The organism is Arenibacter sp. F26102 (assembly GCF_023015865.1).
Classification (GTDB): domain Bacteria; phylum Bacteroidota; class Bacteroidia; order Flavobacteriales; family Flavobacteriaceae; genus Arenibacter.
The window spans coordinates 143,847-158,823 of sequence record NZ_JALKBC010000006.1 but is presented as its reverse complement, the minus strand read 5'-3'; the positions used below and the strand labels follow the sequence as shown (position 1 = coordinate 158,823).

Annotated in this window: 7 protein-coding genes and 1 tRNA gene; 2 read left to right on the top strand and 6 right to left on the bottom strand. The window is 41.9% G+C overall.

What is annotated here, in order from left to right; translation table 11 throughout:
- Position 1 precedes the first annotated feature (1 nt).
- Together MWU78_RS10505 and MWU78_RS10500 are read right to left on the bottom strand one after the other, a co-directional pair.
- On the bottom strand, positions 2 to 367 hold the full coding sequence (locus MWU78_RS10505) for a BlaI/MecI/CopY family transcriptional regulator (RefSeq protein ID WP_246997676.1): 366 nt from the start codon (positions 365 to 367) through the stop codon (positions 2 to 4).
- Between the two features lie 1,814 nt (positions 368 to 2,181).
- Positions 2,182 to 3,570 (bottom strand): dipeptidase, encoded by a 1,389-nt coding sequence (locus MWU78_RS10500; RefSeq protein ID WP_246997674.1) that lies wholly within the window; start codon positions 3,568 to 3,570, stop codon positions 2,182 to 2,184.
- A gap of 189 nt (positions 3,571 to 3,759) precedes the next feature.
- On the opposite strand from MWU78_RS10500, the gene MWU78_RS10495 reads away from it, so the two are divergent.
- Positions 3,760 to 3,841 (top strand) — tRNA-Leu (locus MWU78_RS10495).
- Between the two features lie 245 nt (positions 3,842 to 4,086).
- Here MWU78_RS10495 and MWU78_RS10490 read toward each other — a convergent pair.
- From MWU78_RS10490 to MWU78_RS10480, 3 genes are all read right to left on the bottom strand, one after another.
- Positions 4,087 to 4,539: a hypothetical protein gene (locus MWU78_RS10490; RefSeq protein WP_246997672.1), complete on the bottom strand. Its 453-nt coding sequence runs from the start codon at positions 4,537 to 4,539 to the stop codon at positions 4,087 to 4,089.
- A 448-nt stretch (positions 4,540 to 4,987) separates the two neighbouring features.
- Complete coding sequence (locus tag MWU78_RS10485; RefSeq protein ID WP_246997670.1) at positions 4,988 to 6,691, bottom strand: PAS domain-containing sensor histidine kinase; 1,704 nt, start codon at positions 6,689 to 6,691, stop codon at positions 4,988 to 4,990.
- Positions 6,684 to 9,671 carry a chemotaxis protein CheB gene (locus tag MWU78_RS10480; RefSeq protein WP_246997668.1) on the bottom strand — a complete coding sequence of 996 codons (2,988 nt, stop codon included), beginning with the start codon at positions 9,669 to 9,671 and terminating at the stop codon, positions 6,684 to 6,686. Before MWU78_RS10480 ends, MWU78_RS10485 begins: the two co-directional genes overlap by 8 nt.
- Before the next feature lie 716 nt (positions 9,672 to 10,387).
- Here MWU78_RS10480 and MWU78_RS10475 point away from each other — a divergent pair.
- Complete coding sequence (locus tag MWU78_RS10475) at positions 10,388 to 11,977, top strand: FMN-binding glutamate synthase family protein (protein WP_246997666.1); 1,590 nt, start codon at positions 10,388 to 10,390, stop codon at positions 11,975 to 11,977.
- Between the two features lie 170 nt (positions 11,978 to 12,147).
- Here MWU78_RS10475 and MWU78_RS10470 read toward each other — a convergent pair whose 3' ends face one another.
- Positions 12,148 to 14,199, bottom strand: a complete 2,052-nt coding sequence (locus MWU78_RS10470; RefSeq protein ID WP_246997664.1) for a hypothetical protein — start codon at positions 14,197 to 14,199, stop codon at positions 12,148 to 12,150.
- Positions 14,200 to 14,977 lie beyond the last annotated feature (778 nt).

Genomic DNA, 14,977 nt, shown 5'->3' with positions numbered 1-14,977 from the left:
ATTATTTGTTTTTAATTTCGGTATCGATCAAGTTTCTTAATTCTTCCAGTTCTTCCTTGCTCAAATCGGTTTCTTGGGCAAAGAAGGAAGCAAACTGGGAAGCACTATCGTTAAAAAAGGTTTTTATGAGTCCGTCCAAGTGTTTGGAGAAATAGTCTTTTTTCTTTACCAAAGGGTAGTATTGTCTGGCGTTGACAAGCAATTTATACCCAACAAAGCCTTTGTCCGTCATCCGTTTTAGCAAGGTAGCCACGGTAGTGGTGGCCGGTTTGGGTTCCGGATAGACCTCCAACAGATCTTTCATAAAAGCTTTGTTGAGCTTCCAGAGGTGGTTCATTAATTCTTCTTCTGTTTTTGATAGTTTCATTTGTAAAATGATTATTTGTTCTACAAACATAGAGCAAATATTTTAATTCTACAAATGTAGAGTAGTTTTTCTTGCTGGGAGGGATGAATATTGATTTCGGGTTAAGTAAAAAGCTTGACTATGACAACGGGTTTAGGGATTGATCCATAAGATTGTTTATTGACCGGAAATTAACAGGTTGGGAAACAATAGACTTACCTTGTTTATTGTATATTGATTTTGCGTTAGCTATTGCAGCGGCATCCTTTTTTGGCTTGAATCCTGCAAGGTTCGCTTTAGCCTTGTAGTTTTAGTGCAAGTGCATGATGGTTAACCTGGCTTTTCCTGTTAGGCCAGCTTCCAATCCTGCAAGGTTTTTTTTTAACCTTGTAGGACTACACCAATGGTGTGCAGGGGATGGCAGAAGGGGTAGTTTGCATCCATAGGCTGTTGCGATGTGGCTATTGGTGCAATCTCTATTTTTACGGTCTTTCTACCAGCCCCTTCTGCTTTCCCGACTCGAAGTCGGAAAAGAATCCACCTCTCCCTGTCCAGGGTAGGGAGCAGCTTTTTTTAACTTTTTGTCGGCCTGTCCCTAATCCTGCAAGGTTTATTTTTAACCTTGTAGGTATGGAGTAAGAGCGTTTTAATTTATCTGGGAGTTTTGGTAAGCTAGGTGCTTGAGTCCTACAAGGTTTTCAAAACCTTGCAGGACTAGCCAATGGTGTGCAGGGGAAGGTGGCATCCCGACCTTTTTGTCGGGATGACGGAAGGGATAGCTTGCATCCTTGGGCAATTATGATGTGGCTATTGGTGCAATCTCTATTGCTAAGGGCTTTCCACCCGCCCCGTCTTCTTGCCCGACTCTTTGTCGGTAAAGAATCCACCCCGCCCTGTCCAGGGTGGGGAGCCAATTTTTTTAACTTTTTGTCGGCCTGTTTCTAATCATGCAAGGTTTTTTTAACCTTGTAGGTATGGTGTAAGAGCGTTTTTATTTGTCTGGAAGTCTTGTTAAGCTAGGTGCTTGAGTCCTACAAGGTTTTGAAAACCTTGCAGGACAACCTAATGAGGCGTATGTGAAGGTGGCATCCCGACTTTTTTTTGTCGGGATGAAGGAAGGGGTAGAGCACATCCTTGTGTTAATGTGATGTGGCTATTGGTGCGATCTCTGGTTTACGGTCTTTCTACCCGCCCCGTCTTCTTTCCCGACCCGGTATCGGTAAAGAATCCACCCCTCCCTGTCCAGGGTGGGGAGCCACTTTTTTTAACTTTTTGTCGGCCTGTCCCTAATCCTGCAAGGTTTATTTTTAACCTTGTAGGTATGGAGTAAGAGCGTTTTAATTTATCTGGGAGTTTTGGTAAGCTAGGTGCTTGAGTCCTACAAGGTTTCCAAAACCTTGCAGGACTAGCCAATGGTGTGCAAGGGAAGGTGGCATCCCGACCTTTTTGTCGGGATGACGGAAGGGATAGCTTGCATCCTTGGGCAATTATGATGTGGCTATTGGTGCAATCTCTATTTTTACGGTCTTTCTACCCGCCCCGTCTTCTTTCCCGACTCTTTGTCGGTAAAGAATCCATCCCTCCCTGTCCAGGGTGGGGAGCATTATATTGTAAAACCCCGGCATCAACGTTAATTGATTTTGCGTTAGCTATTGCAGCGGCATCCTTTTTTGGCCTTACTCCTACAAGGTTTGTCAAACCTTGTAGGTATCTTAGTTGGACGATGGTTTTAGTCCTACAAGGTTTTGAAAACCTTGCAGGACATGACAGCTGCCAAAAAAGATACAGCGGAAAGAGCGACCCGCAAGGGGAACGCCCATAAATAAAATTCTACCTTATTTGGATAATTCCGTAAAGTATTGATAGAAATACGGAATGGTCTCTATACCTTTTAGGTAGTTCCAAACGCCAAAATGCTCGTTGGGAGAATGAATGGCATCACTGTCCAGACCGAATCCCATAAGGATGGTCTTGCTATTCAATTCCTTTTCGAAAAGGGAAACAATGGGGATGCTGCCTCCACTACGCTGAGGTATTGGGGTCTTTCCAAAGGTAGTTTCATAAGCTTTTGAAGCCGCTTTATAAGCATTGTTGTCTATTGGCGTTACATAACCTTGGCCACCATGGTGCGGGGTAACCTTAACCGTAACTCCCTCCGGTGCCAGACTTTCGAAATGGGTCTTGAACAACTCCGTTATTTCTTTCCAATCCTGATGGGGTACCAAGCGCATGGAGATTTTTGCATAGGCCTTACTGGCAATTACGGTTTTTGCTCCCGCACCTATATATCCGCCCCAAATTCCGTTAACGTCCAAGGTGGGTCTAATGGAGTTGCGTTCGTTGGTGGTATAACCTTTTTCTCCATAAACGGCCTTTATATCCAAGGCTTTTTTGTAGTTCTCCAAGCTAAAAGGTGCCTTGGCCATTTCAGCACGTTCTTCCTTGGAAAGTTCTTCCACTTTATCATAGAAACCCGGGATGGTGATATGGTTGTTTTCATCGTGAAGTGAGGCAATCATTTTGGTCAATACGTTGATAGGATTGGCCACGGCACCACCGTATAAGCCTGAATGCAGGTCCCTGTTAGGGCCTGTAACCTCTACTTCCACATAGCTAAGTCCACGCAAACCTGTGGTTATGGAAGGCACATTGTTGGCAATCATACCGGTATCTGAAATTAGGATAATGTCATTGGCCAATTTTTCTTTGTTCTCGGCTACGAAAGTGCCCAAATTCTCGCTTCCTACTTCTTCTTCCCCTTCGATCATAAATTTCACGTTGCAGGGCAATTGGTTGGTTTTCACCATGAACTCCAGAGCCTTTACATGCATATACATTTGTCCCTTGTCATCGCAGGCACCCCTAGCAAAGATGGCCCCTTCGGGGTGGATATCGGTGGATTTTATTACGGGCTCAAAAGGAGGCGAGTTCCAAAGGTCTATTGGATCTGCGGGTTGAACGTCATAATGCCCGTAAACCAGAACGGTGGGCAATTCCGGATTTATTATTTTTTCACCGTAGACGATAGGGTATCCATTGGTTTCACATATTTCAGCGTTATCGCAACCGGCCTCCAACAATGAGGCCTTAACGGCTTCGGAAGCATTGATGACATCCTGGGAATACGCTGGGTCGGCGCTCACTGAGGGTATCTTTAGGAGGTGTATCAACTCATTGATAAAACGTTCTTTGTTTTTGACTAGGTACTCCGAAATGTCTTGCATGTTTTGGTTTAATTGAAGGCTAAATTTACAAAAAAGAACTTTTTATTGGCTAAGTATTTTAAAATTGAAAAATTACTTTATATTTGCATCCCGATAATAATCGGGTTAAATGTAGGCATGCTGGTCCAGATAGCTATCGGGAGGCAGCCAACTAGGGTTGAATCTAGTGCCTCATGTAAATATTGAAATGCAGGCGTGGTGGAATTGGTAGACACGCTAGACTTAGGATCTAGTGCCGCAAGGTGTGAGAGTTCGAGTCTCTCCGCCTGTACTTAGTAGAAAGCTCTTCAGAAATGAGGGGCTTTTTTTGTAGTCGATAGTTTTGTAATCGGAGAGGCGAGAAGCCTGTCCCGCCAAGGGCTGGAAGTCTCGGAGTTTGTCCTGAGCATTTCGATTACGCTCAGTACAAGCTGTATCCAAGGGGGTGTTTAAAAGGGTGGTCCTTTAAATATTTTTGACAAAGTGAAATGTCAGAGTCAATCCTATTTTTGAGTTGACATTCAACTTATTTCAGCTCTAATACTCTTGTCGGTCATTGCATGCGTCGTACATATATGCCTCTATTCTACCTTTTAGGTCATAAAATTTGCTGATGGCGTACTTTATGTAATCCAAATAATCCCAAACGACATGTTTATGATGCATCAAGAAACCTATTATTTTCGAATTTTTTATTCTTGTAATTTCTATTTGATCTTTCAAATATTCTATGCGTTCAAACAATTCAGGAGTTCTGGGCTCATAGACATATGAGTCCAGCTCATTTCTTAATATTAAAAGTGTTTGGTTGTTCCGCTCCAGGCGCACTATTAATTTAATTCCAATAGAAGGGTCATTAATTGGCGTTGTCCGTTTTGGTGTTGTTTTTATGTTGCCAGGCCTTCGAGAACCATATGAGTCCTGTCTCCCAATAATGTTCCGGTTCGCCCTTTTAATATTATGCCTACGCCGATTAACTGTGACTTCCATGGTGCGGTAAATTTTGGGTTTATAATCAAGTTGGCAATAATCTAAAGTAGGTCGTCAGAAATTACGCTAAATTTAGCGGAAATCCCAAATCAAGCTCTTGTTCTGTATGTATGGTGGGAAAATCAGTATAAATGGTAATTATTTAAATATGACCGGTTATTTGACCTTCCTGAATATATTTATTTCATTCTCTTATCGTTAATTTTTCGGCGGAAAAAGAGCGATGGTCAATACCTTATCCAAGGCATAAAGAAATAGTATTCTTAATGGCCTTAAGATATTGGATTCATAAATAGCTTGTAGGGATGTAATTCTGTGCCATTTCAGGCCAGTGAGTGATGGATTCTACCAAAGACCTTATGGTCAGGAAAGGAAAATGGGGTGAGCTGAAAGGTGGATTATTGACGGCTTTTTTTTGAATCTCTCTTTATGGGCAGGTCTCTAGAGCTCAAGGTCGGACCTGCGGCAGCACCACCGTAAAAGTACTTCCAGTTTTAAGATTGCTAGCAAATTCTAAGGTACCATTCAACAATTCCACACATTGCTTGGCAACAGCAAGACCTAAACCAGTTCCCTTAGTTTTGTCAGTATTCTTGGCCTTGTAGTATTTGTTGAAGACATATTGTTGTTCCTCTTTTGGTATTCCGATCCCCCTATCCTTAAAGCTAGCAATCAAAAGACCATTATTGGCCATAGTTTTCACGTTAATATCCAAATCGGAAAATTTAATGGCATTGTCAATGAGATTTGTAAATACTTTCTCCAGGATCTTCTTGTCACTTAATACCTTGACATTGCCATGATGCCGATAGTTTATTTCCAGGTCATTTTGTAGGAGGCCCTCCAATTTCTTATTGATACCATTTACGAACTTTTCAAGATCAAAAACCGTCATATGGACCTTTACCTTTCCACGTTCCAGCCTATCCATTAAAAGAAAGTTGTCGAACATCAAACCAAGCCTAATAACGCCTGATCGTACCTTGAAAATATACGGTAATTGTTTTGTGTGCTGACCTGGACCATAATATTTCTCTACCAAGTTTACGGAGGCCGTCAGAGAGGTAAGCTCTCTGTGGAGTTCCCGAGAGGCCCGTAAAACAAAACGGCTGTTCATCTGGTAGGTCTTTTTCTCTGCCTTTAGTGTTTTCCAGGCTTTGGTGCGAAGTTTGACCGTTTTTTCCAGTTCCATCAGATACGCTTGTTTGCCATCATCCACTTTTTTGCGACTAGTGATGTCATCTCCTGCAATTATGGTTCCTATGATGTTGCCTTTCTTGTCCAGCAAGCTGGAATTGCTCCATGCGATCAATCGCCGTTCCCCGTTCTTACGGACAATGTAATATTCACAATAAGGTTCTAAAAGCAATTTTTTGTAGTGTAAATCGGCATTTGTAGTAATCCCTTTTTCGTCCAATGGGGGGCTAAAGTTTTGGAACCAGTTCTTTCCTTGTACGTGCAGCCGATTATAGCCCAAGAGATCGCAGCCTTTCTGATTGATCATTTTTACATTGTGCCCAGGATCCAATAAAAGAAAAACAATGGGGGCCATATCTAAATATCGCTGGATACGTGCCTTTTCCTCTAGCAGTTTCTCAGCTTTTCGTAGATCTGTAACATCCTGTAGGGATACTCGGCACTGTGAGCATTCACTATGTTCATTTGTGGTCACCACACCTTGCACAAGTACGCTAAGCGCTGTGACACTGGTCTTATGGTTCAATTGGAGGTCGAACGCCGGCAGGGTGCCGGTTTTAAATGCTTCTTTTAACCTCAGATAAAACGCATTGGATTCCTCCCTTGATAAATAAGCAGAAAAAGGTTTTCCTTTTATACGGGCTCGATTTTGTCCCAGGAGATTGCAACCCGTAAGATTGATGTTGAGGATAGTTCCCTTTTCGTCCAAGATCAAGTAACCTACTGGGGCAAAGTCGAAAAGATCGGTATATTCGTCCTTTACTTTCTCCAAATGGGCTTGGGTTTCGCGCAACTCAGTATTCTGCATCTCCAATTCTATCTGGTGTACCTCCAGTTCGTACAGCAAAGTTCTTGCCTTCTCCATTGAAAAATCCTTATTGAAAAGGCGAGTCCTTTTGGCCCGGGCCTCGGCTTTGGTTCGAAGTTCGTTCCCTATGCGCTTAGAACTATCCATTTTCATCCTTTTTAAGAACCTTTAGATCTCTCTCCGCCATGGCAAATTCAGTTATATCCATTGAAGTACAGTCAATTCCGATGATTTTATTATTCTCCAACACCGGCCGGACCACAAGGTCGTAAAATCGTGTTCGACCTCCCAATTTTAATTGAACCGATTCCTTGGCCGGTTCCCCTGTTCGGAGCACTTTTTTCTTTATGGTATTCAATACTTTGGCTTCGTGGCCAGAAAAGAGCTCCTGGTCTGTTTTACCTACTATGTTCCTGAACTCAAAATCGGGATGTTTGTCCGAGAGACTGGTGTATACCAGATTATTATCTTGGGTATAGACCATTGTTTTTGTGATAGACAATAACTGTTCGTATCGCTCCTTGATATCCTTTAACTCTTCAGTAACCAAAGTCTCTTGGGTGGTATCTACAAACGTCACCGTCAACCCTTTTATGACATTCTCTGAATTCTGGTAAGGAATAGCCCGCATTTGATACCACGTACCATCTTTGCTCTTGACGGTAGTTTTCAATGGCACAAGAGTAGTTAGGACTTTTTCTAGCTCGTCCAGTAACCTATTATTTATAAGGTTCGAGGACAAATCCCTCACCGACCTGTTGACATCACTTGGAATAAGGTTGAAGATTTGGGACATGGAAGGCGTAAAACGCTTTATAATCAATTCTGAATCTAGAAATAGAGTCCCTATTTCCGTACTGGCAAGGAGGTTATCCAAATCGTCGTTGGTATTGGCAAGCTCGTCCATTTTGGCTTGCAGCTCTGTGTTTACGGTAATCAACTCCTCGTTTATGCTCTGTAATTCCTCTTTGGAGGTTTCCATCTCCTCATTGGTACATTGCAATTCCTCATTGCTGGATTGGAGTTCCTCGTTGGAGTATTTAAGTTCCACGTTGGAAACCTCGAGTTGTTCGATCGTGGAACGTAAATATTCCTTGGTTTCGGCCAATTCCTGTTCCAAGGCGTGCAATTCAAAAACTTCCTCCGATTTTACCACCTTTGTTCCTGTGATTTTTTCCTGGTATTCTTCCCTGTCATGGAACGTTACCATCAAGTAATCGCCAATTGGTTCTAAGTGGTTCATAGGCCTTATACGCAGATCTATTTTCCGAGTTCTGCCGTCCATTTCAATAGTTATCCCCTTTCGCTCTTTCATTTTAAGGGTTTTACGAACTTTGTTGATTAGGATGCACAGTTCTGTTCTTAGTCCCCCTGTGGCCATATTCAATATATTCAATTGTGCCTCGCCCTGTAAAGGTTGTAGATAACTGCCCGTGTTTCCTGAAAAGTAAACACAGACCCCTTTATGGTTTATTATTGTGCAGGCAGGGGCATAGTCCGCCAGCAGTAGTTGCTCTGTAATGCTTGCGAGGCTTTGGCCATTGTCCTTTTTACGTATTCGGTTCTTTGCATTAATTATGGGAATTGGCACCCGGAATAGATGCCCGATATTGGGTATTTCATCCTGGTCTACCTTTTTGTGTCTGTAAAGTTTGTTTTTCTGATCCAGTACCTCAAAAAGATAGGAATTGTTCCCAAGGGATTCGGAACTTCCAATAAACAGAATACCATGGGGTTTCAGGGCATAATGAAATACGTCCACAACCTTTCTCTGGGCTTCAGGCTTTAGATAGATCAACAGGTTTCTGCAGCTCACCAGATCCTGTTTGGAGAAGGGAGGGTCTTTAAGGAGGTTGTGTCCAGAAAAAATGACTTGGTCACGGATTTCCTTCCGTATGCGAAAATTGACGGTCTCGGGCTGAAAGTAGCGGGTCAGGATTTCGGGCGGCATATCCAAGGCGATGGTTTCAAGATAAACCCCCTTACGGGCACAATTAATGGCATTTTCGTCTAGGTCCGATGCAAAAATCTGGACTTTTATTTTTTTGGATTGTTGGCATATGGCCTCATTAAATAGTATGGCAAGGGAATAGGCCTCTTCCCCTGTAGAGCAGCCAGGAACCCAGATGCGGATGTCGTCCCCGTCTTTTTTATCCCGAATAATCCTGGGGATTATTATTTCTTGCAATACTCGGAAGGCCTCCTTATCCCTAAAAAAACACGTAACCCCTATTAGAAGTTCTTGAAACAATTTAACCACCTCACCCCTGGCGGTCTGAAGGTATTTAATATAATCTTCCAATTTGTCCATTTGGTTAATGGCCATGCGCTTTTCGATCTGACGCATTAGTGTAACCTCTTTGTATTCGCAAAAATCACACCCTGTTTCATTGCGTAGCAGTGTAAAAATTTTATCCAAAAGTTCTGAGGACCCCGAAGTAGGGAGAAGTTTATTCTGAGAAACAATTTTTCGATTTTTGCGATATGTAATAAGGAAATTGGGCATTTCATGGACGGGTAGTACAAAATCTTCCGCCCCTGCCGATATGGCGCTCCGCGGCATCTCATCGTATTTGGCCGTTTTGGGATCCTGAACAACGGCCAGCCCGCCATGTCCTTTGATTTTCTTTAGACTAAGGGTTCCCTCGGTTCCCGTACCTGACAATATTATCCCAACAGACCTTTCCCGTTGATCCTCAGCAAGGGAGCTCAGAAAAAAATCGATCGGTTTCCAAAACCCCCGCGACTCAGAGGGTTCTATAAGATGCAGCACTCCGTTAAAGATTGCCATGTTCTTGTTCGGGGGTATAATATACACATGGTCAGGAACCACTTTTGTGTTGTCCTCCACTTCGGTCACCGTCATTTGAGTGTGGTTCTTCAAAAGTTGGACCATCAGGCTTTTGTGATTAGGATCTAAATGTTGTATGAGAACAAATGCCATATCGGGGGTACTGGGCATAGCGGTAAAAAATTCTTTAAAAGCCTCTAAACCTCCTGCGGAAGCGCCTATGCCTACAATGAAAAATTTATCATCCCAAAACTTCACAGTCTTTTGGTCCAGATAGCTCTCCGAATAAGGTTTTTGGCCAGTGGTTTCCGTGGCCATTGTCTTTCTTTTTTCCATGGCAGGACAATTTGGACTTTAAACAAATTACCTTTCCATAAGGTACGCAAATTATTCCAAAAATTGAATAAAATTTCGATTTTGTCCCCGATAAGATAATTGGAAGAATAAGGTGTGGATTGTTTCGAAAAATCTGCGTGCCTGGAGTAAAAAGTAGGGGTGGTAAAGCAAAACTTCCAGTTGCACCCATTCAATTTGGCCGTCTTTTTCAACTCCTCCCAAGATCCAAGCCGGATTGCGATATCCTCCTTCACCCATATCTTCCAGGATGAAATACCAGCTAGTAAAAATGGCCATACCTAGTTGGTAAAAAAATGTTTCAATCTCAAAAAATTCCAAAGGGATTTTTGGGTAATTTTAAATTTCATCTTGTAAAAATCTAATTTGCGCTATATTTTAGGCAGTCAAGAATATTATTTTCACTTAAACCATAATTAAATATGGCTCATAAAATGATCAATTTTCCTCTAAGCGCACTTAACTGATCTATTAAACGCCATATTTGTTTTATATGTTCCCTGATAACTGATGCCAATTACTGATTCATATTACTAAAATTCGCTCTAAATTTACCAAAATGCTGATGTTTAAGTGCTTATCTATTCTTCAAATCCGTCTTTATAGAAGGTTTGATTTCTAATTATAAACGATATATATTAGCTTACAGCAATAGAGTTCTATTTCTTGTTTATGTTGTTAACCAAACATGCCATTCTATGAAAGTCCGTGAACGTTTTATTCTTATCTCAACCGTAGTTGTCATCACCATCATCTGCATTGCCCTTTTCCGGCCTCTTATTTTATGGAGTTTCATATTGGTAGGGCCATTAGTTTTGATGGGCGTCTTTGATATCTTTCAAAAACGACATACAATAAGACGCAACTTTCCGTTGATTGGTCGGTTTCGTTATGTATTGGAATCCATAAGGCCGGAGATAATGCAATATTTTGTTGAGACGGATACAGAGGGAAGGCCGTTGAACCGTATTTTAAGGTCAGTGATCTACCGAAGGGCGAAGGGCGAGACAGATACCGAACCTTTTGGTACGCAGATGGATCTTTACCACTCGGGATATGAATGGATGGAACATTCGATGTACGCAAAGCACAATCCAAAGAATATTGGGGAGTTTCCCAGATTGCTGATTGGAGGCAAGGATTGTAAACAGCCTTATTCTTCAAGTCTATTGAATATTTCGGCCATGAGTTTCGGCTCTTTGAGCAACAATGCCGTTATGGCCTTAAATAAGGGTGCCAAAATGGGGAATTTTGCTCACAACACTGGCGAAGGGGGTATCAGCGATCATCATCTGAAATACGGGGGCGACCTTATTTGGCAGATTGGTACCGGGTATTTCGGCTGTAGAAACGATGATGGCACTTTTAATGAAAGAACGTTTCGTGAAAATGCCCTGCGACCATCGGTAAAAATGATAGAGATTAAACTGTCGCAAGGGGCAAAACCCGGTCATGGGGGAATATTGCCTGCCATAAAGAATACAGAGGAAATCGCAAAGATCAGGCATATCAAACCTGGCATTGCCGTTCATTCCCCTCCATCACATTCGGCTTTTGAGGACCCTATTCAATTCATGTATTTTATTAAAAAACTGCGCGACCTGTCCGATGGAAAACCGATCGGGTTCAAGTTGTGCATTGGTAGGAAACAGGAATTTATGGATTTCTGCGAGGCCATGATCTTTACAGGCATAACTCCCGATTTTATTACTGTTGATGGCGGAGAAGGCGGCACTGGAGCCGCTCCGGTGGAATTTTCGAATACGATGGGCATGCCATTGCGCGAAGGGTTGATTTTTGTACACGATACCTTGGTAGGTTTCGGATTGAAAAAGGATATAAAAGTAATCGTGGCAGGAAAAATCATAACCGGATTTCATATGGCACGGGCATTGGCACTGGGAGCCGATGGTTGCAACAGTGCCCGTGCCATGATGTTGTCCATCGGGTGTATCCAGGCCTTGCAATGCAACATGAATACTTGCCCTACGGGGATTGCCACACAGAACAGGTCGCTTGTTAAAGGTCTAGTGGTGGACGACAAAGCACCAAGGGCGAAAAATTACCACGAAGCCACTATCCATAGTTTTTTGGAATTGATTGCAGCAGCCGGATTGGATGGTCCTGCAGATTTAAGGCGCGAACATATCAGCAAGAGGGTGGGCATGTACATTGTAAAGACATATGATGAAATTTATCCTTATATGGAGGAAGGTTGCCTATTGGATATTGCGGACATCCCAGAAAACTATCAGAGATATTTTCAATTGACAAGAATAATGAAGTAATGTCTTATTTGTGTTCCATGACATAATATCAAGGGCTCCATTATTTACCGTTAACGGTTACGGTTTTTCATCCATAAGGGTAACTTCTATTAGTTAGTAGGTCTTATTTAAGGGACTGGTTAGTTATTTGAATTCATTTTTTAAAATGTCTGTGGAATGTATTCCTAAAATTAATCATCCAGCCACTGTGATGCTTTTTGAACTTTTTTGTAGCCATCAGGCCTATCCAAATTTTCATAAAGGTCTTGGGTCCACTCATATGTTTTTGGCTCATTGCCCATAATAAGGAGTTCATTGGGATAATGCAAACCTGCCACTTGCGGTAGATCGGTTACTCTCAAACAATTCAGCATTTCAATGGCCTCGCCTTTACCCGTTGGGTCACTTGGTGCATTTTGGGTCGCAGGCGGATCTTTCAGTAGTAGGGTTTTTACATTGCCATCCAATAGAGTTGCATAAGGGGCTATGGCCGCCATTTCGCCCTGTGCTAGAATGCTAATGTTGTCGGTATCCACACCTGGGATGCTCCGCAAGGCTTCCAAACAGCGTAGTACATCATAGACACGCATGGAGGCGATGGTTCTTCCCGTCCAGGCTGCTGCCCTCCGGATATGCCATTGTTGTGATGCGGACCAACCGGTATCGCCGATTCCACGTGCCTCAAAATAGGCAATGATTACTTTCCCTCTCAGACCACTGACCAAAGCGTCCGATTCATAACGTTCCTCATTGGGGTTTTTCAAAACCAAAAGAAGCGGTTGATCCTTATCAGTCGGCTGCCCTAATTGCATTGAAACCTTCAATCGCCATCCTTCCTCTGAAACAAAGCTGTAGTCTTTTCTTTCATTTCCCGATTTGCTCGATGATATGAAATCCAATCGCATGTCCAACGGTCCGGGTTCGTCGGGAAATGCACCAAACGTTTTTTCTTTCAAAAAAGCCTTTACCTCGTTTCTATAGGAATTAAGTTGTTCTACCGTTTTAATTTCTGGCGCTGTGGCCAAGTCTACGAACGAATCCTGAATATATTTCGTTCTGTCGTCACTAGGTACGCCATTTATATAGACTTTTAATTCTTCCTCCGACAGTTCCAACGATGTGTCAATTTTCCCCAATTTATCCGGTGGTATATTTTTACCCTTTAACGCCTTTAAAAAGAACGATAGAATTTCTGGGCGCAGTTCTTCCTTCGACCCATAGCTGTGCCCTCCAGTAGCATCTTTCATGGTCAAATTATCTGGTTTTCCGTAGAAGGAATAGATGGGTTTTATCTTATTGTACAGCGTATGGACTGCTTCAATGGAATAATATAGATCGCGATTTGGTTGTGCAATCATAAATGGTCGTGGCGCGATCAATGCACCGATGTCGGTAAAGTCGATACCATAGGTATTGATCGGCATCATACAGTCGCAATGGTCATCGATTGTTTTTTGTACTATTTGACCTTCCAACGAACCTGCGCCAGCTACAGCAGCTGCTGCCTTGATTCTTGAATCGGCCACCGGCAGATACCAGCTTTGGGAACCGCCACCAGAAATGCCGGTTACGCCAAGATTATTTATATCTACTTCTGGCATTGCGGACAAAAGAACTAAGCCTCGTATTCCATTCCATACCTCCACTCCGGCAGGATTGTAGCCTCTACTGTACCAATGGAACCATCCATTGGATTCTTGCCCTAAATGCTCTCCTTTTACTTCTCCTCGTTGAATGGTTTCGATAATTAGGCACACAAAGCCGTTTTGGGCGAAATTCTTGGCATGTGCTTGATAGTTGTATTTTTGGGAATGGGCATGGCCACTAACGTACAAGATCGCGGGCACTGGTGTTTTGATTCCATCGGGAATATAGAGGTTGGCAGGCACATAAAGCCCGGGCAAAGATTCGTAATATAGCTTTTCGATACGGTATCCCTTTTTTTGAATGCTACCTGTTTTGGTGACATTTAGGGGAGCTCTTTGTCCTTTAAGGGGCTTTCCCTGTAGCCCCAACATTTCAAGAAATTGTTGGTGCCGTTCCTCGCGAACAGCCTCCCAGTCCTCCAAATTTTTAATATCTTTTAGGAAATTACGGGTAATATTACTGGCCATCTTACACAAATGTTGACGAATGTTATTTGGTTGATCAAAGTTCGCATCAACCGTAAGCTCAAAAGATTGAGGGAAGGTCAACATTGAACAAAATGTGGACAGAAGGATAATAATAGATTGCCTTTTCATTTAATCGGGTTTACTTTTTTACCTAAACTGGTGCATCCAACAACTCTAGATGCAAGATTTCTGCTACTTACTAGTTTTTCTAACTTTTTATTCCGAAACACTTTACTTACATTATATAAAAATTTACTATCAAATATATTAGAATAAGATGTTTGAAAAATGGTAAAACATTAAGAAAAAACCGGTAAATCCTTGGGTACGGAAATTTAGAACAATTTGTTTAATTAATAGTCAATCAGATTTTGGACATTGGCCATGATCTATAAGGAGAACATTCGCGCCATTTCAGTACTTACATATATTTGGTCTCTTACAAGATCTAAGTGGTTAGTAGTTTTCTAAAATTTGCACTTCCTTATGATGATTAGTCAATTGCCTCAATATTAAAGTTCGAAACAATTTTCTCTAAAAAAACAAAGTCGACCTTCATTTTCTAATGGTACCAAATTACATTGATTATTAGTGGGTGGTGAGGTAATTCTACATTTTATCCAAGGTTTTTAAGCGTTGAACGTTGATATTTTTATATTCAATCATTCCAGACTAACTTTAGAATTAGTAAGATGTCTTGAAATAAGCACATTTAGAATTTAAACCTAGGAAGAACCCAATCAAACTTTTAGGCTTTCCGACCTTATGGTGATGGATCGCAGAGGAAAACAATTAATATTAAATTAAAGTAATGAAAAGGAAATTTATTTTTATCGACCTTGTGTTGACTTTTAGTGGTGCCTTTGCAGTTATTGTATTGCTCATGGTAATTTCTAAGTTTATATAA

Coding starts and splice junctions, on each gene's coding strand:
- MWU78_RS10475 (WP_246997666.1), top strand. CDS start 10,388: ATGAAAGTCCGTGAACGTTTTATTCTTATCTCAACCGTAGTTGTCATC.
- MWU78_RS10470 (WP_246997664.1), bottom strand. CDS start 14,199: ATGAAAAGGCAATCTATTATTATCCTTCTGTCCACATTTTGTTCAATG.
- MWU78_RS10500 (WP_246997674.1), bottom strand. CDS start 3,570: ATGCAAGACATTTCGGAGTACCTAGTCAAAAACAAAGAACGTTTTATC.
- MWU78_RS10490 (WP_246997672.1), bottom strand. CDS start 4,539: ATGGAAGTCACAGTTAATCGGCGTAGGCATAATATTAAAAGGGCGAAC.
- MWU78_RS10480 (WP_246997668.1), bottom strand. CDS start 9,671: ATGGAAAAAAGAAAGACAATGGCCACGGAAACCACTGGCCAAAAACCT.
- MWU78_RS10485 (WP_246997670.1), bottom strand. CDS start 6,691: ATGGATAGTTCTAAGCGCATAGGGAACGAACTTCGAACCAAAGCCGAG.
- MWU78_RS10505 (WP_246997676.1), bottom strand. CDS start 367: ATGAAACTATCAAAAACAGAAGAAGAATTAATGAACCACCTCTGGAAG.